Origin of the sequence: Allobosea sp. OK403 (assembly GCF_900113835.1) — a bacterium.
Taxonomy (GTDB): Bacteria; Pseudomonadota; Alphaproteobacteria; order Rhizobiales; family Beijerinckiaceae; genus Allobosea.
In genome coordinates this window covers 33,161-55,417 of the sequence record NZ_FOQV01000017.1, presented here as the reverse complement: position 1 = coordinate 55,417, position 22,257 = coordinate 33,161, and the positions used below count along the sequence as shown (strand labels likewise).

Annotated in this window: 21 protein-coding genes and 1 tRNA gene; 18 read left to right on the top strand and 4 right to left on the bottom strand. The window is 64.3% G+C overall.

All coding sequences use genetic code 11. The features are described 5' to 3' along the window. Positions 1–10: 10 nt before the first annotated feature. Entirely contained in the window at positions 11–1,057 is a 1,047-nt protein-coding gene (locus tag BMZ97_RS29255) for an ABC transporter substrate-binding protein (RefSeq protein WP_092178112.1), read from the bottom strand. Positions 1,058–1,314: 257 nt separating this feature from the next. On the opposite strand from BMZ97_RS29255, the gene BMZ97_RS29250 reads away from it, so the two are divergent. After that, positions 1,315–2,022 (top strand): GntR family transcriptional regulator, encoded by a 708-nt coding sequence (locus tag BMZ97_RS29250; RefSeq protein ID WP_092178110.1) that lies wholly within the window; start codon positions 1,315–1,317, stop codon positions 2,020–2,022. 14 nt (positions 2,023–2,036) lie between these two features. On the opposite strand, the gene BMZ97_RS29245 is transcribed toward BMZ97_RS29250, so the two are convergent. Further along, the gene (locus BMZ97_RS29245; RefSeq protein ID WP_210188359.1) at positions 2,037–3,095 is read right to left on the bottom strand and encodes an agmatinase; all 1,059 of its coding nucleotides are present in this window, start codon (positions 3,093–3,095) and stop codon (positions 2,037–2,039) included. 316 nt (positions 3,096–3,411) lie between these two features. Here BMZ97_RS29245 and BMZ97_RS29240 point away from each other — a divergent pair, with 316 nt between their 5' ends. The 16 genes from BMZ97_RS29240 to BMZ97_RS29165 all read left to right on the top strand — a co-directional run bounded on the left by BMZ97_RS29240 (position 3,412) and on the right by BMZ97_RS29165 (position 19,215). After that, complete coding sequence (locus BMZ97_RS29240) at positions 3,412–4,269, top strand: LysR substrate-binding domain-containing protein (RefSeq protein ID WP_092178108.1); 858 nt, start codon at positions 3,412–3,414, stop codon at positions 4,267–4,269. Positions 4,270–4,438: 169 nt separating this feature from the next. Beyond that, a complete protein-coding gene (locus BMZ97_RS29235) occupies positions 4,439–5,506 on the top strand; it encodes an ABC transporter substrate-binding protein (RefSeq protein ID WP_092178106.1) in 1,068 nt (355 codons plus the stop codon). Further along, the gene (locus BMZ97_RS29230) at positions 5,503–6,402 is read left to right on the top strand and encodes an ABC transporter permease (protein WP_092178104.1); all 900 of its coding nucleotides are present in this window, start codon (positions 5,503–5,505) and stop codon (positions 6,400–6,402) included. The genes BMZ97_RS29235 and BMZ97_RS29230 overlap by 4 nt, the downstream gene beginning before the upstream one ends. Next, positions 6,399–7,232, top strand: a complete 834-nt coding sequence (locus BMZ97_RS29225) for an ABC transporter permease (protein ID WP_092178102.1) — start codon at positions 6,399–6,401, stop codon at positions 7,230–7,232. The genes BMZ97_RS29230 and BMZ97_RS29225 overlap by 4 nt, the downstream gene beginning before the upstream one ends. 11 nt (positions 7,233–7,243) lie before the next feature. After that, a complete protein-coding gene (locus BMZ97_RS29220; RefSeq protein ID WP_092178100.1) occupies positions 7,244–8,347 on the top strand; it encodes an ABC transporter ATP-binding protein in 1,104 nt (367 codons plus the stop codon). Positions 8,348–8,371: 24 nt separating this feature from the next. Further along, entirely contained in the window at positions 8,372–9,169 is a 798-nt protein-coding gene (locus BMZ97_RS29215; protein ID WP_175525792.1) for a transporter substrate-binding domain-containing protein, read from the top strand. A gap of 3 nt (positions 9,170–9,172) precedes the next feature. Then, positions 9,173–9,841: an amino acid ABC transporter permease gene (locus BMZ97_RS29210; protein WP_092178096.1), complete on the top strand. Its 669-nt coding sequence runs from the start codon at positions 9,173–9,175 to the stop codon at positions 9,839–9,841. After that, positions 9,838–10,494, top strand: coding sequence for an amino acid ABC transporter permease (locus BMZ97_RS29205; protein WP_092178231.1), 657 nt, complete (start codon positions 9,838–9,840; stop codon positions 10,492–10,494). Before BMZ97_RS29210 ends, BMZ97_RS29205 begins: the two co-directional genes overlap by 4 nt. A gap of 763 nt (positions 10,495–11,257) precedes the next feature. Continuing rightward, positions 11,258–11,974 carry an IclR family transcriptional regulator gene (locus tag BMZ97_RS29200; protein ID WP_092178094.1) on the top strand — a complete coding sequence of 239 codons (717 nt, stop codon included), beginning with the start codon at positions 11,258–11,260 and terminating at the stop codon, positions 11,972–11,974. A gap of 1 nt (position 11,975) precedes the next feature. Beyond that, the gene (locus BMZ97_RS29195) at positions 11,976–13,712 is read left to right on the top strand and encodes a hypothetical protein (RefSeq protein WP_092178092.1); all 1,737 of its coding nucleotides are present in this window, start codon (positions 11,976–11,978) and stop codon (positions 13,710–13,712) included. Further along, positions 13,709–14,419: a hypothetical protein gene (locus tag BMZ97_RS29190; RefSeq protein ID WP_092178090.1), complete on the top strand. Its 711-nt coding sequence runs from the start codon at positions 13,709–13,711 to the stop codon at positions 14,417–14,419. Before BMZ97_RS29195 ends, BMZ97_RS29190 begins: the two co-directional genes overlap by 4 nt. Positions 14,420–14,431: 12 nt before the next feature. Continuing rightward, positions 14,432–15,397, top strand: coding sequence for a dipeptidase (locus BMZ97_RS29185; RefSeq protein WP_092178088.1), 966 nt, complete (start codon positions 14,432–14,434; stop codon positions 15,395–15,397). 12 nt (positions 15,398–15,409) lie between these two features. Beyond that, entirely contained in the window at positions 15,410–16,471 is a 1,062-nt protein-coding gene (locus tag BMZ97_RS29180) for an ABC transporter substrate-binding protein (protein ID WP_092178086.1), read from the top strand. After that, positions 16,468–17,343: an ABC transporter permease gene (locus BMZ97_RS29175; protein ID WP_244546665.1), complete on the top strand. Its 876-nt coding sequence runs from the start codon at positions 16,468–16,470 to the stop codon at positions 17,341–17,343. Before BMZ97_RS29180 ends, BMZ97_RS29175 begins: the two co-directional genes overlap by 4 nt. A gap of 1 nt (position 17,344) precedes the next feature. Further along, positions 17,345–18,130: an ABC transporter permease gene (locus tag BMZ97_RS29170; RefSeq protein ID WP_092178082.1), complete on the top strand. Its 786-nt coding sequence runs from the start codon at positions 17,345–17,347 to the stop codon at positions 18,128–18,130. A 17-nt stretch (positions 18,131–18,147) separates the two neighbouring features. Continuing rightward, entirely contained in the window at positions 18,148–19,215 is a 1,068-nt protein-coding gene (locus BMZ97_RS29165) for an ABC transporter ATP-binding protein (protein ID WP_092178080.1), read from the top strand. 265 nt (positions 19,216–19,480) lie between these two features. Here BMZ97_RS29165 and BMZ97_RS29160 read toward each other — a convergent pair. Both BMZ97_RS29160 and BMZ97_RS29155 read right to left on the bottom strand, forming a co-directional pair. Next, positions 19,481–19,557 (bottom strand) — tRNA-Arg (locus BMZ97_RS29160). A gap of 234 nt (positions 19,558–19,791) precedes the next feature. Continuing rightward, complete coding sequence (locus tag BMZ97_RS29155) at positions 19,792–21,345, bottom strand: winged helix-turn-helix domain-containing tetratricopeptide repeat protein (RefSeq protein ID WP_092178078.1); 1,554 nt, start codon at positions 21,343–21,345, stop codon at positions 19,792–19,794. Between the two features lie 124 nt (positions 21,346–21,469). Here BMZ97_RS29155 and BMZ97_RS29150 point away from each other — a divergent pair, with 124 nt between their 5' ends. Beyond that, positions 21,470–21,931 carry a cupin domain-containing protein gene (locus BMZ97_RS29150; RefSeq protein WP_092178229.1) on the top strand — a complete coding sequence of 154 codons (462 nt, stop codon included), beginning with the start codon at positions 21,470–21,472 and terminating at the stop codon, positions 21,929–21,931. Positions 21,932–22,257: the final 326 nt, after the last annotated feature.

The following is a 22,257-nucleotide window of genomic DNA, read 5'->3' as shown; positions in this document are numbered from 1 at the left end:
GGTCCCGGGCTCAGATCGCCATCTCGCGGTCCCAGCGCTTGATCCAGTCATTGCGCTGCGCCGCGACATTGGCCCAGTCGATCTGGTGGATCGTCACATCGGCGCCAAGGCCAGCCGGCCTCGGCACCGCCTTGTTGGTCGCGAGCGAGAAGGTGGGGCCGGCGAGTTTTTCCTGCAGCTCGGCGCCGAGCAACTCGTTGACATAGGCGAAGGCGAGTTCGGCTTGCGGCGCGCCCTTGATCACGGCGATCCCCGAGGGCATGGCGAACACGCCTTCCTTGGGCGCGACGAGGTCGATCGGCGCGCCCGCCGCCTTGCGCTCGAGCGCATAGGACGACATCGCCGGCCCGATCATATAGGCCTCGCCCTGCTCCAGCAGGTTATAGGCCTGCGGCTGCTGGGTGTAGATCGTCAGCAGGTTCGGCTTCAGCGAGGCCAGCTTCTTGAAGCCGGCGTCGGTGTCCTTCTGGATCGCCTCGAGCGTCCCGCCCGTCAGCATGCCCGCGGCGAACAGCACCGGCAGCCCTTCCGTGTTCTGCAGCGAGGGGATGATGATCCGCCCCTTATACTTCGCGTCGAACAGATCGGCCCAGGATGAGGGCGGGGTCTTCATAGCGCCCTTGCTGTAGGCCACACCGAGCCAGGGCTGGAGATAATTGGCCCACATGCCCTCCATATGGGTGGAGCCGGGCACGAGCTGCGACAGGTTCGGCGCCTTGCCGGGTGTCAGCGGATCGAGGAGGTCTTCCTTCACCGCCAGTATCATGACGGGATCGTCCATCTGGACGACGGACATGTACTGCTTGCCCTTGTTCTTCTGCATCTTCTCGAGGTTGACGAGAGAGCGGGTGCCTTCGAACAGCACCTTGCAATTGTACTTCTTCTCGAAGGCCGGAACCACGACCTGCTCGACCCATGGCTTGTGGCCGGCCGCTCCGCCGACGACCAATTCCTTCGTCTGGGCGCGCAGGATCGACGGGGCGGCGATGAGGGTCACGGCGCCTACGGCGCCAGAGAGCAGGGAGCGACGGGTCGGCCGGGCGGAGAGGACGTCCATGGTCGGGTTCCTTTTCGTTCGGAAAAACGCGACCGTCCTCAGCAACCCCCATGCCAAGCCGCACAGCTTCGTTCGGGATCTATTCCGGTTCAATTTAGTCAAAGGCTTAGACGAATATCTCATATCTCCTTTCGCCAGAGGGCCGGCATTTTTGTGCACAATCGTGATATAATTGTGCCCATTATAAGGGCTGACTTGCCGAAGCGCATGGCAGCGTCGGAGTTGCCGCTCATGCGTGCAGCGGCGATAGTCGGAGCATGAACGAGCAGGCGATCCATACGATTTTGACCTCCGTCCTGCGCGGCGGGCGGCTGCCGGGCGGGGTCAAGCTCGGCGAGCATCGGCTGGCGGAAATCTTCGGCGTGAGCCGGGAGCGCATCCGCAAGGTGCTGCATCGGCTTGGGCATGAGCGGCTGCTCGACATCGTCAGGAACCGGGGCGCGTTCACCGTCGAGCCGGACCTGCGCGAGAGCCACATGGTCTACGAGGCGCGCCGAATCCTGGAGAGCGGTATGGCCGCCCATCTCGCCGACAACCTCACCGATGCGCAGATCGCGCGCCTGCGCGAGCATGTCGACGCCGAAGCGAAGGCGCTACGGCTGGGCGACCAGGCGACTTGGCAGCGGCTCTCGGCCGAATTCCACTTCCTGCTGGCGGAGATGACGGGCAACCCGCTTGTTCAGCGCCAGGCGCATGAGCTGATCAGCCGCACGCTGATGCTGGTCAAGCGCTACGAGACGACAGCGGGCTCGGCCTGCGGTTGCGAGGAGCACCGCGCGATTTTCCGGGCTCTGGCGGCGCAGGAGCGGGGCAAGGCGGTGAAGGCGATGACGACGCATCTCTCGCTGGTCGAGACGCGCCTGCGGCCGACAATCTGCGAGGAGATCGGCCCCTCGCTCGAAGAGGTGCTCGCAGACGAGATCGCGGTCTTTGCGACCTCGCAGGAGTTTGCCGCCGCGTCGTGACGTCGATCCGGCGGCTATCCGGCTTTTGAAGAAACACGCTTGCAGGCCACGAGGCAGAGCAACTCGAACAGGACCTGCGCCGCCACTTGCGCCGTATTCGTGGTCGGGTCGTATTGCGGAGCGACCTCGACGACGTCGCCGCCGATGATGTCGATGCCTGCAACGCCACGCAGGATCTCCAGCACTTCGCGCGGCAACAGGCCTCCGACCTCGGGTGTGCCGGTGCCCGGTGCGAAGCCTGGGTCGAGGCTGTCGACGTCGAAGGAGACATAGACAGGTCCGGAGCCGACGACGGCCTTCGCCTTCTCGATCACGGCGGGAAGCCCCAGGGCGCCGACCTCCTCGGCGTGGATCACGGTCATTCCGGAATCGAACGAGAACTCCCAGAGATATTCGCCGCCGCCGCGAATCCCGATCTGGATCGTCCGGGTGGGGTCGAGCACCCCGGCCAGGACCGCCTCCCGGAACGGGCCGCCGTGATGGAATTTCGAACCTTCATAAGGGCCGGCCGTGTCGCAATGCGCGTCGATATGGATCATGCCGACCGGACGCTTGGCACCCAGCCCCTTCAGGATCGAGCCGGTGATCGAATGGTCGCCGCCGACCGAGAGCGGTATCGTCGTCGTCCCGGCGATCATACGGTAGCAGGCCTCGATATCGGCATGGCAATCGGCCAGGCTGTAGCGGCTGCTCAGCGCGACATCGCCGACATCGGCGACACGCAGTCTGCCCAGCGGCGCGACGCGCAGGACATGCTCGTAAGGTCCGATCCGTTCGACGGCGCGCACGGCGCGCGGTCCCAATCGCGCACCGGCGCGGTTGGTGACGCCCAGATCCATCGGCACGCCGATCAGGGCGACATCGAGCCCGGCGAGCTTGTCCGCTGAGAGCCCGTCCGGCACGAAGGGCGCGTCGAGGAAGGTCGCCGGGTCGGCGAACGGCCATTTGCGCCGGTCCGAGCCCTGGAAGATCATGTCGGCGACCGCCTTGAAATGCGGATCATGCATCTCGCCGCCTCCGGCGGAGGCGTAGCGCTGGCGCAGACGGTCGAGGGCGGCGTCGTCGAAGGGCATGGCAACCTGCAAGCAAATGGTGCGGAGCGCTGCAAGCTGGCACCGGGCCGGGGCGCTCGGTAGGGCGAAAAAGCGAGGTGCCCTATAAACGAAACTGAATAGGGCTCCGGTTCCGGCCGCGGCGAAGCCAGAACACGGGGCGGTTGGACCGGTTGGCAGCAGATTTGCAGCTATGGCTGCGTCAAGTCGCCTCTGGAGCCGTTTCCGATCCATTTGGATGGTTCAACAGCTCCAGCTCTTTATTTTAACGCGTTTTCCTGGCGCGAACCGGTGTCCACTTCGCTCGAAAACGCTCTAGCGCTATAACGAGAGCTGAATGCTTGAGCTCGACCCCTATCTGCTGCGCGCCTTCCTGACCGTCGCCGAGGTCGGAACGGTCAATGGCGCCGCATTGTCGCTCAATCGCACCCAGGCCGCCGTCAGCATGCAGATCCGCAAGCTCGAGGATCTGCTCGGTGGCGAGCTGTTCGAGCGCTCCTCCAAAGGACTGGAGCTCACGACCAATGGCGTGCTGCTCGTCCCCTATGCCCGCGAAATCCTGCGGCTCAACAGCGAGATCGGCAAGCGCCTCAACGGCAAGACGGTCGAGGGCCGGGTCCGCCTCGGCGTCGTCGAGGATTTCGCCGCGACCCGATTGATCGATATCCTGAAAGCCTTCCGCGACCAGAATCCGAAGGTCGATATCGACATCATCGTCGAGCCCAACAAGCGCTTGGCCGCGATGCTCGAGAACGACAAGCTCGACATCGCCGTCTGCGACACGACCCGGCTCAACCGGAAGCCGACCCTGGTCTGGTCCGAGCGGCTGCTCTGGGTAGTGCGCTCGGACATGGTGATTTCGACGCAAGTCCCGCTGCCGATCATCATGTTCGAGGAATCCTGCCCCTGGCGCACGCCCGCGCTGAAGGCGCTGGCGGGGCACGACATGCAGTGGAACATCGTCTGCGAGGCCTCGACGCTGGTCGCCATGGCGACCGCGGTGCGCGTCGGCATCGGCATCGGCCCGATGATCGCGGCGACTATCCCTGAGGATTGCCGGATCCTCGACCATGTCGCCGGGCTGCCCGAGCCGGTCGAGATCAGCATCGGGCTCTATTCGCGGACCGGCGCACCGACCGAGGCGAGCTTTCTCGTCGACTTCATTTCCCGACAGAGCGATCTGAGCCGGCCATGAGCCGGCAGCGGCATTCACGCCCGCTTATAGCCGGGCAAGCATTTTCACCCTACCGCCGCGCCCTCCTAGCAGGTGCAATCATGGCTCTGGACGGCTCGGGAGCCTGGTCGCGGCTGGCGACAGGCGCAGCCTGTGGCCCATCGACCTGTGGCGCGAAGGACCTGACACCATGACGATGACACGCCGAAACCTTCTCTCCCTGATCGGCGCGACCGGCGCGGTCGGGCTCGCCGGGCCGTTCCTGGGCGGCGCTCGGGCAGCGACAGGCCTCACTGCCGCCGAATGGGGCGGTGATGTCGTCGAGGCGATGAAGCAGATCGCCGCCAAGCAGAATGCGGCTCAGTTCAACTGGGTGCTGCATCAGGGCGGCGCCGGCGCCATCCTGCCCAAGATCAAGGCGGCCTGGCCCAAGGTCGATTACGACTATATCGCCGGCTGGGAGGGCTCCTTCAACAGCATGATCGCGGAGGATTGGGTCGAGACCATCACGGCAGCCGATGTCCCCAATCTCGCCGACATCCCCGAGAAGATCATGATGCGGGATGCCAAGGGCAATGTGAAAGCGGTGCCGCGCGCCGTCGGCGGCATGTATTTCGGCTATCGGACCGACACCGCCCCCTTCGCCATCACCAAGGTCGACGATCTCTTCGACAAACGCCTCAAGGGCGCGATCTGCTGGCCCGGCCCGACCCAGAGCATGATGCTGCAGATCGTCGCGCTCGCCCTGCAAGGTGGCGGCAATGAATCGAATATGGAGCCGGGCTGGAAGCTGATGAAAGACCTGGCGAAATCCGGCAATATCGGCCGCATCGCCGTGACCGATGTCGATTTCACCAACTCCTTCACCTCGGGTGAGACCTCCGTCGGCTTCTTCGCCGAGCCGAGTTGGGCCGCCGTCGCCAAGAACTTCAAGATCACCCGCCTGACCAAGCAGGCCGGGATGGCGACATTCCTCTACCAGAGCGGCTTCGCCGTCATGAAGAACCGGCCAAACCGCAAGGCGACCTGCGATTTCATCAACTTCGCCATCAGCCCCGAGATGAGCGCGCTCTATGCGAAGGTCGCCGGCGAGGCGCCCCTGAACGGCAAGGCCGCGACCCCGCCGGAACTGGCCCATCTCGCCTTCACGCCGAAGGAGTTCGAGAGCTTCGTGCACGTGCCGGACTACAAGGTGGTGCTGGGTCAGCAGGACGCCTGGGCCAAGCGCTGGGAAACCGACATCGCGCCGCTGCTATGAGCGCCGTGACCGCCATCCCGCTGCGGAAGCCGGCGAGCGCGGTCCCGGCACTGGGGCGCACGACGCTGCTGTTGCTCGCGCCGGGCCTGCTGCTCCTCTTCGTCATCTTCGCCCTGCCATTGCTCGGGCTCGCGCTGGAAAGCCTCAAGCAGTATGTGCCGGGCCGGGTCGGCTCGGCCACTGATGCGCCGTTGACGCTGGAGAATTATCGCGAACTCGCGACGCCCTCCTTCGCCGGCGTACTGTATGAGACCTTCAAGCTGAGCGCGGCGGCGGCGCTGACCGGGCTGCTGGCGGCCTTTCCGCTGGCCTATTGCATCGTGCGGCGGTTCTCGCCGCGCCAGCGTGCCGCCTGCATCGGCCTTCTGGTGATGCTGGTGCTGCTCAGCATGCTGGTGCGCACCTATGCGCTGGAACTCGCCTTCGGTTCGGTCGGGATCGCCCGCCCGCTGCTTTTGGCGCTGGGGATCTCGCCGACGAGCCGCTGGTATATCGAGACGCTGGTGGGCGCGGGCCTGCTGCATGCGATCGTGCCGATCTGCACCCTGACCCTGCTGGGAACGATCCAGAACATCGATCCCCGGCTTTGCGACGCCGCGCAATCGCTCGGGGCTCCGGCCTGGAAGGCGCATCTCGGCATCACCGTGCCGCTCGCCCTGCCGGGACTGGTTTCGGCCTTTCTGATCGCCATGACCTTCGCGATCAGCGCCTTCGTCATTCCGATGGTGCTCGGCAAGGGGCGGGTGCTGTTCCTGTCGAACACGATCTACACGCGCTTCAGCGACGTCGCGAACTACCCCAGCGGAGCCGCCGTCTCGATCGTGATGCTGGTCATCTCGCTGCTCGCGCTGTCGCTGGTTTCGCTGGTGCGGCCACGCAAGGGCGCAGGCTCATGAACGGCACCGCAAAACGTCGCAGCGACCAGGTCCTCGGCGGCGCGATGATCGCGATGCTGGCGCTGGTGCTCGCCTTCCTTGTGACGCCGCTTCTGGTCACCTGCCTGCTTGCCTTCGATGCGCGCAGCTTTCTCGGGCCGCTGCCGCCGCCGGCCCTGTCCCTGCGCTGGTTCGAGAAGCTGGTCTCGCTGGACTATGTCGCGACCGGCCTGGCGACCAGCCTGAAGATCGCCGTCCTGACGACCGTGATCGATGTGCTGGTCGGAACGGCTGCCGCGGTCGCGCTCGATCGCGGCAGTTTCCGCGGTCGCGGCCTGCTGATGGCCGCCTTCCTCTCGCCGCTCATCGTGCCGGCCGTGGTGATCGGCTTTGCGCTCCTGCTGTTCCTGTCGCGGATCGGCATCGTCGATGGCTTCACCCGGCTGCTCTGCGGCCATGTCGTGATCACCTTGCCCTATGTCGTGCGCACCGTGCTCGCCAGCCTCACTGGGCGTGACCGGCGCCTGACCGAGGCGGCCCTGGTGCTGGGCGCGACCGAAAGCCAGGCCTTCTGGACCATCACCCTGCCGCTGATCCGCAGCGGCATGGTCACGGGCGCCGTCTTCGCCTTCGCCGTGTCGCTGGATGATGTCGCGGTCAGCATGTTCCTGACCGACCCCACGACCTACACCTTGCCGGTCGCGCTCGTCAGCAACATGCGCGCCTCCTTCGATCTCACCATCGCCGCCGCCGCCGTGCTGCTGATGGCGGTCAGCGCCCTTCTCATCCTGGTTCTCGAGCGCTTCGTCGGTTTCGACCGTCTGTTGGGCCAGGGGCTGTTTCGTTCATAGGGGGCAAGACGTTGAACAACGCGGTCGAGTTTCACGGAATCAGCCGCCGCTTCGGCGGGGTCACAGCCGTCGATGACGTCTCCTTCTCGATCGCCGCCGGCGAGACCGTCGCGCTGCTGGGGCCCAGCGGCTGCGGCAAGACAACCATTCTGCGTGTGATCGCCGGTTTTGAGCGACCCGATGCCGGCACGGTCAGCATCGGCGGCCGCAACGTCACCGCGCTCAAGCCCTATGAACGCAATGTCGGGCTGTTGTTCCAGCATTACGCCCTGTTCCCGCATATGACCGTGGCGGAGAACATCGCCTATGGGCTGCGGCATCGCGGGGCCGACAAGCGCGAGATTCCCGATCGCGTCGAGGCGATGCTGGCGCTGGTGCGGTTGCAGGGCTTCGGTGCCCGCCGCCCGCATCAGCTCAGCGGTGGTCAGCAGCAGCGCGTCGCGCTGGCCCGCGCTTTGGCGACACGCCCCAGCCTGATCTTGTTGGACGAGCCGCTCTCGGCGCTCGACGCCAAGCTGCGTCAGGAGCTGCGCGCCGAACTCAAGCAGGTTCTGGCCGCGGTGAATTCGACCGCGATGGTGGTCACGCACGACCAGGAAGAGGCCATGAGCCTCGGAGAGCGCGTCTTCCTGATGCAATCGGGCCGTATCGTCCAGGTCGGCACGCCGTCGGATGTCTATGGTCGCCCGGACACGCGTTTCGCTGCGGACTTCATGGGACGCACCAACTGGATCGAAGCCCAGGTCACGCGCCGCGAGACAGGCTTCGCCCGGGCCACGAGCCGCTCGGGCCTGTCCCTGATGGTGCCCGACTGCTCCTCGGACGCGATCGATATCTGCGTCCGGCCCGAGAACATCGTGCTCTCCGCAGCCGATGCGGCCGATCCCGATGGCATGGCCAACAGCGCCAAGGGCCGGATCCTCAACGTCGCCCTGCTCGGCGCGACACGCCAGATCCTGGTCGAGATGCCCGGCGGGCAACAGCTGCTCGTCATGCAGGCCAACCGCGTCGGCGACGGCCTCGATCCCGGCAAAGCTGTGCGGATCGGCTTTCCCGTCGCTGCCTGCATCACCATGCCGGCCAGTAATCGCGCCGCACCCAACGCCTCGATCTAACGTTCCCAGGGAAGGATGAACCACGTGACCACGCACACCATGATCAAGACATCGCTGCTGGCGCTGAGCCTGCTGACCGGCTTTGGACTCGCGAGTGCGCCGGCCCGTGCCGACGCGCTCGACGACATCACCAAATCCGGCACCCTCAAGGTCGGCGTCTTCTCCGACTTCCCGCCCTTCTCGTCGGCCAGCGCCGATATGAGCCTGAAGGGCTACGACATCGACATCGCCGAGATCATCGCCAGCACGCTGAAGGTGAAGCTCAACCTCGTCAGCGTCACCGGCCAGAACCGCATCCCCTTCCTGACCGAGCGCCGCGTCGACATCCTGCTCAGCGTCGGCCACAGCGCCGAGCGTGAAAAGGTGCTCGATTTCACCGCCGCCTACGCACCCTATTACATCGCCGTCATCGGCCCGCAGGCCGTGAAGGTCGAAGGCAAGGCGGATCTCGCCGGCAAGTCGATCGCGGTGAGCCGCGGCACGCTGGAGGACACCTCTCTGACGGAGGCCGCGCCGCCTTCCGCCGACATCAAGCGCTTCGACAGCTACAATTCGGTCATCCAGGCCTTCATCTCCGGCCAGGCCCAGCTGATGGTCGTCGGCAACGATGTCGGCGCCCAGGTGCTGTCGCGCCAGACCGCGCTGAAGCCCGAGCAGAAATTCCAGCTGATGACCTCGCCGGACCATATCGCGCTGAACAAGAACGAACCGCGCCTCAAGCAGGCTCTCGACGAGATCGTCGCGAAGCTGCTCGCCGACGGCACGCTCAACAAGGTCTCGGTCAAGTGGCTCGGCAAGCCGCTCGATCCCAAGGATCTCTGAGGCTTGGCCTATAATCTCGACTTCGATTGGCTGAGCCAGGCCGCCGAACCCATCGCGCGTGGCGCGGTGGCGACGGTGGGTTTGATCGCCGTCACGGCGGTGCTCGGCACGCTCTGCAGCATTCTGGGTGCGGCGGCCGTGCGCGGCCGCTCCCCCTTGCTGCGCCGCGCGGTCGGCAGCTATGTCGAGCTGATCAGGAACACGCCCTTCCTGCTCCAGCTCTTCTTCATCTTCTTCGGCCTGCCCAGCCTCGGTCTGCGGCTCGACCCGGCCATCGCCGCGACCCTGGCGATGACGATCAACCTCTCGGCCTATGGCACCGAGATCGTCGCGGCCGGTCTCGATGCCGTCCCCAACGGGCAGAAGGAAGCTGGCCGCGCGCTTGGCCTGCGCTCCTCGCTGGTCTTCATCAAGATCGTCCTGCCGCAGGCGCTGAAGGTGATCTTCCCGGCCCTGCAAAGCCAGATCATCATCATGATGCTGGAATCGGCTGCGGTCTCGCAAATCTCCGTGCGCGAACTGACCTATGAGGCCGACATGCTGCAGGCACGCAGCTTCCGTGCCTTCGAGACCTATTTCATCATCACCATGGTCTATCTGGTGCTGAGCTTTTGTCTGCGCCGGCTGCTCGGCTTCACCGGGCGGAAATATCTGATCGGGGCGGCGCCCTGATGGACTTCACCTTCTGGGATATCTTGCGCAATCTGCTGCTCGCGACGCGCTGGACGATCCTGCTCTCGATCGTGGCCTTCATCGGCGGCGGTATCGTCGGCATGGCGATCCTCCTGGCACGCGTCTCGGATCGCCGCTGGCTGCGCCGCTTCGCCGAACTCTATATCGGGCTGTTCCAGGGCACGCCGCTGCTGATGCAGCTCTTCCTGGTCTTCTTCGGCCTGCCGCTGATCGGCTTCCGTATCGAACCCTGGTCCGCAGCCGCCCTCGCCTTGACGCTTTGCGCCAGCGCCTATCTGGCGGAGATATGGCGCGGCGGGGTCGAGGCCCTGCCGAAGGGGCAATGGGATGCCGCCAAGAGCCTCGGCCTGCACTATCCCAACCAGATGCGGCTCATCATCCTGCCGCAGGCCTTTGCGATCACACGGGCCCCGGTGGTCGGCTACCTCGTTCAGCTGGTCAAAAGCACGGCGCTGACCTCGATCATCGGTTTCGACGAATTGATGCGAACCTCCAACGCCATCGCGAATGCGACCTTTGAGCCTCTCACGGTCTACGGTCTGGTGGGGCTGATCTACTTCGTCATCTGCCGGCCCCTGACGCTTTACGCCCGCCACCTGCAGCTTGTCGGGGGCGTTGGCCAAGCCAGATAAGCTTGTAACGAGCAGCCTCGCCAGGCTCTTCCGACCCGAATGCCTGACGAGGGCGATGTCCGCTCCGATTGGATCGTTCAATTGCCTTAAGCTCTTGTTTTGACGCGTTTTCTTCACGCGAACCGGCGTCCGCTTCGCTTGAAAATGCCCTGGCAGGGCGTCGGGAAGCAGCCTGCTTAGGGCTGGGCGTGCACGGATGCGCGTCGGTTCCTCGTTCAGCGCGCTCCATGTGCAACAGCTCCATGCCGGTCGGCTCCGAGCCATGTCTGGATGAAGTGGCGAAAGCCGAATGATCGCAGAAATTTAAGGAAATGGCGCGCCATTCGGACAAGGCTGCGAACGGTTGTGTAATTGAAGTACAAGTATAATTTCTGCAACGGTCGGGCGAGATGCCTGATTTTACAACAGATTTACTGGCCGGCCGGCCATCAATGGTGCCGTTGCCTTGCAGATGCGACTGAAGCGCCCGTTGAGAAGGCCGCTGTGACCGAAGCTAACCCATGCACGGGCTTCGCAAGGCCCGCTTTAGACACGGGTTCTCCAGGGCGCGCGGCAAGGTAACTGGCGCCTGTGTCAGCCCTTCGGGGTTGGTTAGACCGTCTCCGCATCGTCCATATCGCCTCGGCTTACCTTCGGTTGAGCAATGCGACCTGACCGGGTCAGGCGCCGCAACGGATTGCGAAGCAACGCTGCGATCGCCGCTTGACATAGATCAAAATCATGTGATGCTAATATCATACGTTGTATTCATATAGAAGACAAAATGGCTGTTCGCTCTCTCTCCACCACGCTCAAGACGCTCGCGGTCTGCGACGTCATCGCCGCGTCGCCGAAGCCGATGCGGCTGCCCGACGTCGTCAAGGCGACGGGTGATCAGCGCGCCGCGGTCTATCAGCGGCTGCGAACACTGGTGGACGCGGGCTTTCTCGAGCAGACGGCCGAAGGCGCGTTCCGCCTGGCGCTGCGCTTCCAGTTCTATGCAGTGCGTGCTCTCGAGCAGGCCAATCTCGGAGAGCGGACGACGGAACTGCTCCAGGAAATCGTCGCGGAGAGCGGCGAGACGGCGACCATCTCCGTGCTCGACGGCTATCATGCGGTCATCATCAACCGGGTGGAATCGCGCCAGGTGCTGCGCGCTGACCTGCGGGTCGGCGCGCGCATGGCGCTGGGCGCAAGCGCCTCGGGCTCCGTGCTCGTCGCCTTCGGCTCGCAGGAGATGCGGGAGCGCCTGCGCGAACAGGGCATCGCCCTCCCCGACGATGTCGCACTGGCAGAGGTCCGCGAACGCGGCTTTGCCGTCTTCGCGCCGACGGACCCGCAATTCGTCGCAGCAGTTGCCGCGCCGGTCTTCGATGCCGCCGGCCAATGCATTGCCGTCATCGCGATCTCCGGTCCGACCACGCGCTTCGACCACGCAACCTGCGCGCCGATTGCTGTCAGCGCCGCCCGACGCTTCAGCGCTCAATTCGGGAACGCATGACATGAATGCCCTGTCGTTCTCTCTCGCCTCCAAGCCCGGCCCCTGGCAGCCGCAGGCCCTGATGCGGTCGCCCGCCACGCTGATGCGACCGGAGATGCTGGCTGCGATCCAGCCGTCACGGATCAGCGCCTCACGGACCTTGATGGCTCGCGCCTCAGATCAGCGCTGGCAGATCACTTGCGAGGATTTCGACATCGATGAACGCGGTCGCGGCACCGCGCGCTACGGCATCGAGGCGGGAGGCTGGCGTTTCACCTTCCCGATCTTCTCGTTTGAGCCCTCGGGCCGCGAGCGCACCGGCCGCATCATCGGCCGGTCCTGGGACATGATGGGCGGGCTGATCGAGGGCAAACTCTCGCCGGCTGGGATCGAGCAGCTTCGCCAGGAACTGCCGAAGCTCTATGAGGGCCGCGCAACCCCGCAGACCTTGACCTGGGCGCGCTCGAACCGCTCGGGGCGGCTGTTCGACCTCGCCGTCGATCGCCTCGCATCCGGGCAACAGCCGCCTATCTCGGAGCTCGGTCGCACCTGCTATTTCATGCGCAACACCGGCATCGACGGCAACGGCACCTTCGGGACCAAGTCCTTCCTGGCCTTCGCTCCGGACCATCCGCTGCGGGCTTCGCTGCAAGCACAGATGCTCACCGCCTATATGATGCGCGTCTTTGCTGGCGATCTCGTCCAGCACTTCGCACGGCTGAAGGGCGGCTCAGTGGCAGTCGCGATGCAGCCGGAGCTGCGCCGCTTCCTTGGCGTCGGCAACGGTTCGGCGCTGGGGCTGATGTTCTTCGTCAACAATCATCCCCGCCTGATCGACCGCTGGCTGACGATTCACGAGGAGGCCGTCGCCCATGGTCGACTGGTGCATGTCGGCCCCGATGCGGCCCCGCTCGTCCAGTTGGCGGCCCTGCTCGACAAGGCGATCCTGGCGCGGCGCCAGGATCGCGCCGAATACGAAGCGTTCGCGCCGAGCAGCATGGTGGCCGACGATCTCTCGATCATTCGCCGCGAACTCGGCTTCTTGATCGATCGCGTCCGTGCTGGCTGTGCGGACGCGACGCCGCTGGTCGACTTTACTGCATCGCTCGACGGCCGCGTCCACCGCGAGGCCCATGAGACGCTGCTGTCTCTCGTCATCGAACTCGTGCCCGATATCGCCGACGGCCTGGCACAGACCCTCGTGATCGACGAGGATCTCACCGGCCGGCCGGAAATGTCGACCGGGCGGCTGCGCGACATCCTCCGCGCCGACTATGGCTGGGCCTTCGATCTCGATCTCGTCTCCGAGCGCTCGCAGCGCTATGTCTGGTACAAGTCGCGTACGGCCGAGGAGCCGCGACGCGGACCGCGCGAGGAAATCGGCGCAGCCTATAATCTTGGCCTTGATCTACCGCGCCTCGTCGTGGCGCTCGACAGCGATCTCGCCACGGCGGATCCGCGCCTGAGCGTGGCGCGCTTCCTGATGGCGTATCCGCTCCACCGCCAGATCGTGATCCGCATCCAGGCGCTTGCCGGCCTGCCTTATCACTCGCCGCATGCTGACATCATGGGTGAGGACTTCGTTCCGGCACATATCACCCGGCTCCTGAACGTCGGCATCCACGGCATTGACAAGGCCCGTGACTTTCTGAACCGCAACCTGCGCGGCGTGATCTTCCACGGAGCCCCGATGCCGGAGGATCTCGCCTCGGGCCGCGCCGATCGCCATTGGTTCTACCCGCAGGAGCCCCAGGCATGATGCCGTCCGACACGCTGATCTTATCCGTGCGCGAACTCCGGCTCATTCTTGAGCGGCTGGTTCAGGCCGCAGGCACGCCCGGCGGGCTGCTACCCTCGGTGCGCGATTGCGCGTTCTATTCCGCCGTGCTGCCGGGGCCGGGTCTGTCCGGCATCGCACAGCAGATCGAGCAACTGCGTGCGAGCGGCGTCGCTCCGCTCGCCGATGTCAGCACTGACGGAGAGTTGACGATAGACTGCGCCGGCCAGCATGCCTGGATGGTGGCCGAGACACTGCTTGATCTGGCTGTCGAGCGCTTTCGGTTGACTGGCCGGGGAGAGCTCTTGGCGCTCAACCTCTCGGAGGCCTCCGAATTACGGGTCGTCTCCGGGCTGGCCGAGCGTTTTGGTCTCACGGCTCTCGTCGAGCCGAAGGGCAATGGCGTCCAGCTGTCGTTGACAACCCGGGCCGCGGCGAAGCGCAGTGCCATCGACATGGTTCGCCATGACGGCCTCTCCGCCGCGGCGTCGAGTTGGTGGCCGCTCTATCAGGCCTCGCATGATGCCCTGATGCCCGATTCCTTCGAAAGCCGCCGACATGCCGGCACCGTGCGGGTCGAGGCGGACGGACGCGTCGTTGGCCGCAATGACGAGGATGAGACCGATCTCTCGATGCTGACTGCCGATCCGTCCCGGCTTCAGCCCAATCCTGTTTCCTCTGCTTCGTAAAGGCGCTCCCCGATGCTGATAGACGGTTTGCAATGTGGTTTCTTCGACCGCGGCGTCTTTGAGGATCTCAAGGCCGGCGGATTCAGTTGCGTCACTCCGACACTCGGCTTCTGGGAGGGCGCGATCGAGTCCTTTGATTCTGTCGCGAAATGGCGCGATCTCGAGCGCGCCAATGCCGACCTGATGACGATCGTGCGGAAGACGGATGACATTCTCGCAGCCGAACGCGATGGCAAGGTCGCGATGTTGCTGGGTTACCAGAACACCAATCTGCTCGATGGCCGGATCCGTTATGTCGAGCTTTTCGCCGATCTCGGCGTCAAGGTCTTGCAGCTCACCTACAACAACCAGAATGAGCTCGGCTCAAGCTGCTACGAGACGGTCGATCCGGGCCTCGCACGCTTTGGCCGCGAGGTCGTCCGGGAGATGAACCAGTGCGGCATGCTGATTGATCTCTCGCATGTCGGCGACCGGACCACGCTGGACGCGATCGAATGGTCGCAGAAGCCGGTCTCGATCACTCATGCCAACCCGGCCTCGGTCTTCCCGCATAAGCGCAACAAGACGGATGCGATCATCAAGGCGCTGGCTGAGAAAGGCGGCGTCATCGGCTGCGCGGCGTATCGCAACATTACGCCGGAGCCGGCCTGCGACAGCGTCGATGCCTGGGCCCAGATGGTGGCGCAGACCGTCGACATTGCCGGTATCGAGCATGTCGGCCTCGGTACCGACTTTAGCCACCATTCCAATCAGGTCTACCTCGACTGGATGCGCTCAGGCCGCTGGACCCGCTCTGTGCAGTACGGCGCCGCCTCGGCGGCCAAGCCTGGCCCCAGCGAGAAGCCGGCCTGGCTCAAAAGGATCAGCGGCCTGTCCGATGTCGGACCGGCGCTGGCGCGTGTCGGCTTCCACGCAGCCGAAGTCGAGAAGATCACCTCCGGCAACTGGCTACGTCTCTATCGCGCAACGATCGGTTGAGAGGACAGCACCATGGCTAAGACCGTAATGGCGCTACCGCGGACCACACGCCGCGGCCTGCTATCGATGCTTGGGGGCGCTATGGTCGCGATGCCCTTCATCCGTGAGGCTCGCGCCGCGGAGACCCTCTATATCAACACTTGGGGCGGACCCTGGGAAGAAGCAGCGCGCGCGATACTGTTCAATCCGTTCACGGCGGAGACCGGCATCGAGATCCGCACAATCGCACCGGTCTCCTTCGCCAAGCTCGCGGCGCAAACGCGGACTGGTATCTATGAATTCGACGTGACGACGCTCGGCGTGGCTGAACTCGGCCGCGCCAACCACGCCAAGCTGATCGACACCTATGACGAGAGCAAGATTCCGGCCTCGTCGCTCTGGCCTGGGGCGGTGACGCTGAACGGTGTCAACTCGCATGCCTTCGCCAACATCATCGCCTACCGCCGCGATAAGATTCCCAATGGCGGCCCAAGGAACTGGGCCGATTTCTGGGACACGACCAAATTTCCAGGTTCGCGCAGCCTGCAGAATTATCCCGCACGCGTGCTTGCCTTCGCATTGATGGCCGATGGCGTCGAGCCTGCGAAACTGTTCCCCTATGATCTCGACCGCGCCTTCAAGTCGCTCGACAGGATCAAGAAGGATGTCCGCGTCTGGTGGAGCCAGAGCCCGCAATCCCAACAATTGCTGCGCGATGGCGAGGTCGAATTGATCGGGATGTGGAACACCAGCGCGCAGGCAATGGTCGACCAGAAGCAGCCGATCGAACTCGTCTTCGACCAGGCCGTGATCGACGTCGCGACCTGGGTGGTAGCGCGCGGCTCCCCGAGGACGAAGAACGCTTGGCGTTTCATCGAGTTCGCCGTGGGGCCAGAGCGGCTGGCGCAGTTCGCGCAGAAGAACAATTACGGCCCGATGAACCCGGCTTCGTTCAAATACCTGTCGCCCGAGATCATCAGCCATATGCCGACCTCCCCTCAGAACCTGCCGAAATCCGTCATCCTGGATGCCGAGAAGCTGCTGCCGCAGCTCGACGTCATGGCCAAGCGCTTCGAACAATGGCTCTCGACTTGACCCTATCGCGCTCTGCGCAAGGCCGCGCCTGGAGCGCGGCCGGATGGGCTAGCGCCCTGATCCGGCCGCCCTTCCTGCTCTATGCGCCGGCCAGCTTGTTCCTCGCCGTGTTCTTCCTCGCGCCGCTGGGCCTCGTCATCTGGATGAGCGTCAGCGAACCGACCGTCGGCTTCGACAACTATGCTGAGTTCTTCGCCTCGAAATACGATCTCAACGTCCTCGCGCGCACCTTCCAAACGGCACTGATCGTCACGATCACCAGCCTCGTCTTCGCTTATCCCGTGGCTTATGTCGCGGCTCGCAAAGGTGGCGCAGTCGGCTCCTTCCTGCTTGGCATCGTCGCGCTGAGCTTCTGGACGAGTTTTCTCGTGCGCACCTATGCTTGGATGGTGATCCTGGGGGCGCGCGGGCCCGTCGTCGGCCTTCTGGTTGCGCTCGGCGTCAACCCGCCGCCGCGCCTGCTCTTCACCACCTTCGCCGCGACCTTCGCCATGGCCCATATGCTGGTGCCCTTCATGGTGCTGGCGCTCTACGCCGTGATGAAGCGCATCGACGAGGTCTATATGCGCGCGGCAGCCAGCCTGGGCGCCCGGCCGCTCAAAGCTTTCCTGACTGTCTATCTGCCGCAAAGCCTGCCGGGTGTTCTCAACGGCGCGACTCTGGTCTTCATCACCTGCCTCGGCTTCTATGTGACGCCGACGCTGATTGGCAGCCCGCAAGACAAGATGATCGCCGGGCGCATTGGCCAGCAGATCGAGCAACTGCTCGAATTCGGCGCGGCCTCGGCAACCTCGATGGTCCTGCTGGCTGCGGCGGTCGCACTCTTCGTGATCTATGATCGTCTGTTCGGCATCGAAAAGATGTGGAGGTGAGATGTCGCGCTCCACAGTGATCATCGCGGTGATCGTCGCCATCCTGCTGGCTGGACCGATGTTCATCGTCGTGCCGATGTCCTTCAGCACGGCGCCGTCGCTCGAGTTTCCGCCTCCGGGCTACTGGCTCGGCTACTATCGGCGCTTCTTTTCCGATCCCAACTGGACCGGCCCGGTCCTGAACAGCTTCCTGATCGGGCTCGGCACCATGGTCTTGGCGATGCTGCTTGGCGCTCCCGCCTCCTTCGCGCTGGTGCGCTATCGCTTTCGCCTCCGGGCGCTGTTCCGGCTCATCGTGATGATGCCGCTGATTGTCCCGCATATCGTGATGGCGTTGGGCTATTACAGCTATTTCGGTTCGCTCGGGCTGGTCCAGAGCATGACCGGCGTGATCCTCGCCCATGCCTGCCTGTCTATACCGGTCGTGGTGCTGACCTTGACCTCGGCGCTAGTCAATTTCGATCGCAGGCTCGAGAACGCTGCAGCGAATCTCGGCGCCCGGCCGCTGACGACCTTTCGGCTGGTGACTTTTCCGATCTTGCGACCGGCCTTCTTCGTGGCGGCGCTGTTTGCCTTCATCCATTCCTTCGACGAGGCGGTGATCGCGATCTTCATCTCCGGCCGCGACAGCGCAACCTTGCCTCGCCAGATGTTCAACAGCTTCCAGATGGAAGCCGACCCTGCCATTTCCGCCGCATCCTCGCTGCTGCTGGCTGCCGTGTTGGCCGCACTCGGTGCGCAGTTCGCCGCCCGGCTCGTGCGTAAGCAACGGCCTGCGCACTCCTGAGACGCTGGAGCCTTCCCATGGAAACCGCCCGTTCGCTGTCGTTGAAATCGGTGACGAAAAGCTATCTGCCAGGGCAAAATGCGGTCGAGGCCATCGACCTCGATGTCGCACCTGGAGAATTCATCTCCTTCCTCGGCCCCTCCGGTTCCGGCAAGACGACCACGCTGATGATGATCGCGGGTTTTGCGCGCCCGACGCGAGGCGAGATCAGCATTGCCGGGCGCCAGATCGATGCAGTCGAGCCCTACGACCGCAATATCGGTATGGTCTTCCAGAATTACGCTCTGTTTCCCCATATGAACGCTGCGCAGAATGTCGGCTTTCCCTTGCGCATGCGTGGCGTCGCCAAGGTGCCGGCGCAGGCCAAGGTAAAGGCTGCGCTCGCCATGGTCGGCCTCGCCGAATATGCTGGCCGCGCCCCGGCCGAGCTCTCCGGTGGCCAGCAGCAGCGCGTTGCACTAGCGCGCGCGCTCGTCTTCCAGCCTGACCTCGTTCTGCTCGACGAGCCCCTGGGAGCGCTCGACAAGACCTTGCGGGAGCAAATGCAGATGGAGTTGAAGCGCATCCACCGCGAGCTTGGCGTCACGATGGTCTACGTGACCCACGATCAGACCGAGGCAATGGCGATGTCGGACCGTATCGCTGTGTTCAATCGGGGGCGCATTGAGCAGATCGGTACGCCGAGCGAGGTTTACTTCACGCCCAAGACGCGCTTCGTCGCCTCCTTCGTCGGTGACAGCAATCTGCTCTCGGGTAAGACTCGCGAAGGTGGCCTCGTCGATGTCGCCGGCGTTGGCCCGATCGCGACCAGCGCCGGGCACGTCCCCCCGGGCAAGGACGTCAGCATACTCGTCCGCCCAGAAACAATCCGGATCAGCTCCGAACGCGCGGAACTATCGCCATGGCGAAATTCGATCACCGTCGAGGAGATAGTGAATTATGGCGATAGCGTCCTTGTCCTCGGGCGCAAGGCCGGCCAGGAACTGCGGGTCCGGGTCCCCAGCATGGAAATGCCGGACCTGCGTCGGGGCGATGAATGCGGCATCGAATGGGCCCCCACCCGCATCCATGTAATCGAGCACTGACGCTCCGACGGTCCTGCAGCTGCGCTCGCATGGAGGATCGCAGAAACGCAGCTCAGGATCTCACGATCTGAAATTTCTCAGTACGAAACGAGGATGCCGCGGTGTCCATGCCTGTCGAGATGGCACGGCCCCTCCAGCATTGCCGGTTGCGGAAGATCTCTTGCGGGTGGCAGATCGGGCTATGAAGCCGCCCCGTTCGGCGTTTGATCCGCCAAGCGAAGCGAAGCCCGAGGGTTCGCAGTTTTGTACCTGATAGCGGAGTTATTGGCGCGCCCGACACGATTCGAACGTGTGACCTTTGCCTTCGGAGGGCAACGCTCTATCCAGCTGAGCTACGGGCGCAATCCGTGGATGGTGGATAGCTGATTGCCGGGCGCTCGGCAACGAGGGATTTTGCGATCGAGCGAGGGGCCGACAGGCAAAGGTCTCGCGTTCGGATCGCGTCGGGCGTGGCGCGGATGTGGTGGGTCTTGGCAAAGGCCTATCGAGAGCGGTGGACATAGCGCGGCCCGCCGAAGCAATGCCGAATAAGGGTTGGAGGCAGGAAATGCGTTTCGACGCATGGCAACGTGAAGCTCACTCTGCCAGCCCGGCCGCCCGCAATGCGTCACCAAGGGCTTCCGCGAGTGCGGGCGCACAGTTCACCCCTGCGAATTGGCGGCTGTAGCGGAACGTCGGGTGCAGCTCGAGCACGCGCGCGGCGGCGGCTTTTGCCTCGTCCATTCGACCGAGTTTGGCAAGTGCAGCGGCCAATTGCACATAGGTGATGCTGTGCGCGGGATTGGCCTGAACCGATCTGTAGGCGGCGCGACAGGCTTCGTGATACCGGTTGCGCAGCAGATGGCTCATCGCCTGCGCGTCATAGGCGGCGAAGGCCCAAGGATCGAAAGGGCTGAGCCGCATGCCGCGCTCGCTCCAGTCGATCGCCTGCTCCGCCTCTCCGCCCCATCCGAGAATGACGCTGCCCAGAATGTAGGTCAGCGCCGATGACGGGCTGATGGCGAGCGCGGCTTCCAAGGCCGTGAAGGCGGCGTCGCGGTCGTGCCCGTCCATGCCAATGGAAAACCCGGCGAGGGTCAACGCGGCGGCGTCGTCCTGTCCATGCAGGATGGCCAAACGAGCGTGGCGGATCGAGGCCGCGCGGTTGGCTTCCTGCAAGCCGGCGCGCAGGAAAAGGCAGTGATGGCACATGGCGGCATTGCCATGTGCCAACGCATAGGTTGGATCGAGCCCGATGGCATGTTCCAGCAGCGCGAGTGCCCGGGTCACCTGCTCCGGCATACCTGAATCGACGTCGCGCTGGGCCCTTAGCACGAGGTCGTAGGCGTCGAGGCTCTCTGGACGCTTGCGCTTTACCCGGTCGATTTCGGCACGCCTTACGCTTGGTGCGATCGCTCCGACTACGGACAGGGCGATCTCATCCTGAAGCGTGAAGATATTGTCCGAGCTGCGATCATAACGCTCGGCCCAAACATGGACGCCGGTCGAGGCATCGATCATCTGGGCGGTCACGCGCATGCTGCTGCCGGCTTTCCGCACGCTGCCTTCGAGCACATAACGCACGCCGAGCTCGCGGCCGACCTGCTTCACATCCACGGCGCGGCCCCTGTAGATCAGGGTCGAGTTTCGCGCGATGACAAACAGCCAGTTTATGCGTGCCAAGCCTGTGACGATGTCGTCGACCATGCCGTCGGCGAAGTAGTCCTGCTCGGAATCGCCGCTCAGGTTCGAGAAGGGCAGGACCGCAACCGACGGCTTGTCCGGCAATGTCAGCCCGGCCGGCGCAGGAGCGACGATCGCCAAGTCGGAACCATCCGCGACAGCCTCCGGTCCGACATAACGATAGCCGCGTCGCGGCAGCGTCTCGATCCAGCCTGCCCCGCCTGCGCGCTCATCGAGAATCCGCCTCACCGCAGCGATCTGAACCGTCAAATTGCTGTCATCGATCGCTTGCCCGGGCCACGCTGCCGCGACTAGGTCCTCCTTCGAAACCGGGGCGCCTGCCCGCTCCACCAGCTGGGCGAGCAATGCGACCGCCCGTTGGCCGAGCGAGGTCGGCTCAGTGCCCTGGAACAGAATTCCTGAAACGGCATCGAGCTTGAACGGGCCAAACACGAGGGTTCTTGCCATTCCCGACGGTGACACCTTTCGCAATCATTTCGCAACAATTTCGGAGCGGTTTCACGACTTGCCGTAACGGCAAAGGCATTTTGCTCGGGTGCGTGCGAAAGCAGCACCAACGATGGAGGATCACATGGGCCCTGCTCCCGTTATTCGCATGCCCGGCCAGAACGAGGGGGTCATGCTGCGTGGCTTTCCGATGGTCTTCCTCGTCACCGGCAAGGACACGAAACACACGAGTATGTTCGACTGGACGATCCCGGCGGGATTTGCCACCGGCCTCCATGTCCACCGCGTGCAGGAGGAAACCTTCTATATGCTGGAGGGGGAATGCGAGTGGTGGGTGGGCGAAAAGCCGGTCCGCGCGATACCCGGGACCTACCTGTTCATCCCGCCGGGCGTGGCTCACAACATCACCAATGTCAGCGAGAAGCCGGCCCGCGTGCTCATGACCGTCTCCCCACCCGGTCACGAGCATTATTTCGAAGAGCTTGCGAAACTCGCGGCGCAAGGCGCCCCAAAGCCGGAGGCACTTGCGGAGCTGCGAGGCCGCTATGACACCGATCAGTTCTCGACCCTGACAACGCGCTCATAGCGCAATACGGGCCGCGACAGTCCCTCGCGAAGGGTCAAGAGGTGGTCCGCTGAGATCGAGGCGACCATCGTCAGCTGATGGGCGGGCTCACGGTTCACCTGCTCAGTGGCCCGGTGAGTTGTGAGGGAGCATCGCCCGAGGCGAGGGGTACGCGTTCCAAGCGTGTCAGCCGCGGCCGTGGCGTATATTGATGCGGGCAATCGCCGACAACCCCCCGCGGCCACAGGGCGACAAGGCTGGCGCAGCCCGCGGCCTGCTGTGGCTGCCGGCAGCCAAGAGGATCTTGACGAGCAAGCCCCGGGAGCCGTCACCGTAGACGCCGCGAA

Bases quoted from the DNA above. Each gene is read 5' to 3' on its own strand.
- BMZ97_RS29170 (WP_092178082.1), top strand. From the start codon at position 17,345: ATGTCGCGCTCCACAGTGATCATCGCGGTGATCGTCGCCATCCTGCTG.
- BMZ97_RS29180 (WP_092178086.1), top strand. From the start codon at position 15,410: ATGGCTAAGACCGTAATGGCGCTACCGCGGACCACACGCCGCGGCCTG.
- BMZ97_RS29155 (WP_092178078.1), bottom strand. From the start codon at position 21,345: ATGGCAAGAACCCTCGTGTTTGGCCCGTTCAAGCTCGATGCCGTTTCA.
- BMZ97_RS29185 (WP_092178088.1), top strand. From the start codon at position 14,432: ATGCTGATAGACGGTTTGCAATGTGGTTTCTTCGACCGCGGCGTCTTT.
- BMZ97_RS29150 (WP_092178229.1), top strand. From the start codon at position 21,470: ATGGGCCCTGCTCCCGTTATTCGCATGCCCGGCCAGAACGAGGGGGTC.
- BMZ97_RS29250 (WP_092178110.1), top strand. From the start codon at position 1,315: ATGAACGAGCAGGCGATCCATACGATTTTGACCTCCGTCCTGCGCGGC.
- BMZ97_RS29200 (WP_092178094.1), top strand. From the start codon at position 11,258: ATGGCTGTTCGCTCTCTCTCCACCACGCTCAAGACGCTCGCGGTCTGC.
- BMZ97_RS29255 (WP_092178112.1), bottom strand. From the start codon at position 1,057: ATGGACGTCCTCTCCGCCCGGCCGACCCGTCGCTCCCTGCTCTCTGGC.
- BMZ97_RS29245 (WP_210188359.1), bottom strand. From the start codon at position 3,095: ATGCCCTTCGACGACGCCGCCCTCGACCGTCTGCGCCAGCGCTACGCC.
- BMZ97_RS29235 (WP_092178106.1), top strand. From the start codon at position 4,439: ATGACGATGACACGCCGAAACCTTCTCTCCCTGATCGGCGCGACCGGC.
- BMZ97_RS29225 (WP_092178102.1), top strand. From the start codon at position 6,399: ATGAACGGCACCGCAAAACGTCGCAGCGACCAGGTCCTCGGCGGCGCG.
- BMZ97_RS29230 (WP_092178104.1), top strand. From the start codon at position 5,503: ATGAGCGCCGTGACCGCCATCCCGCTGCGGAAGCCGGCGAGCGCGGTC.
- BMZ97_RS29190 (WP_092178090.1), top strand. From the start codon at position 13,709: ATGATGCCGTCCGACACGCTGATCTTATCCGTGCGCGAACTCCGGCTC.
- BMZ97_RS29195 (WP_092178092.1), top strand. From the start codon at position 11,976: ATGAATGCCCTGTCGTTCTCTCTCGCCTCCAAGCCCGGCCCCTGGCAG.
- BMZ97_RS29240 (WP_092178108.1), top strand. From the start codon at position 3,412: ATGCTTGAGCTCGACCCCTATCTGCTGCGCGCCTTCCTGACCGTCGCC.
- BMZ97_RS29165 (WP_092178080.1), top strand. From the start codon at position 18,148: ATGGAAACCGCCCGTTCGCTGTCGTTGAAATCGGTGACGAAAAGCTAT.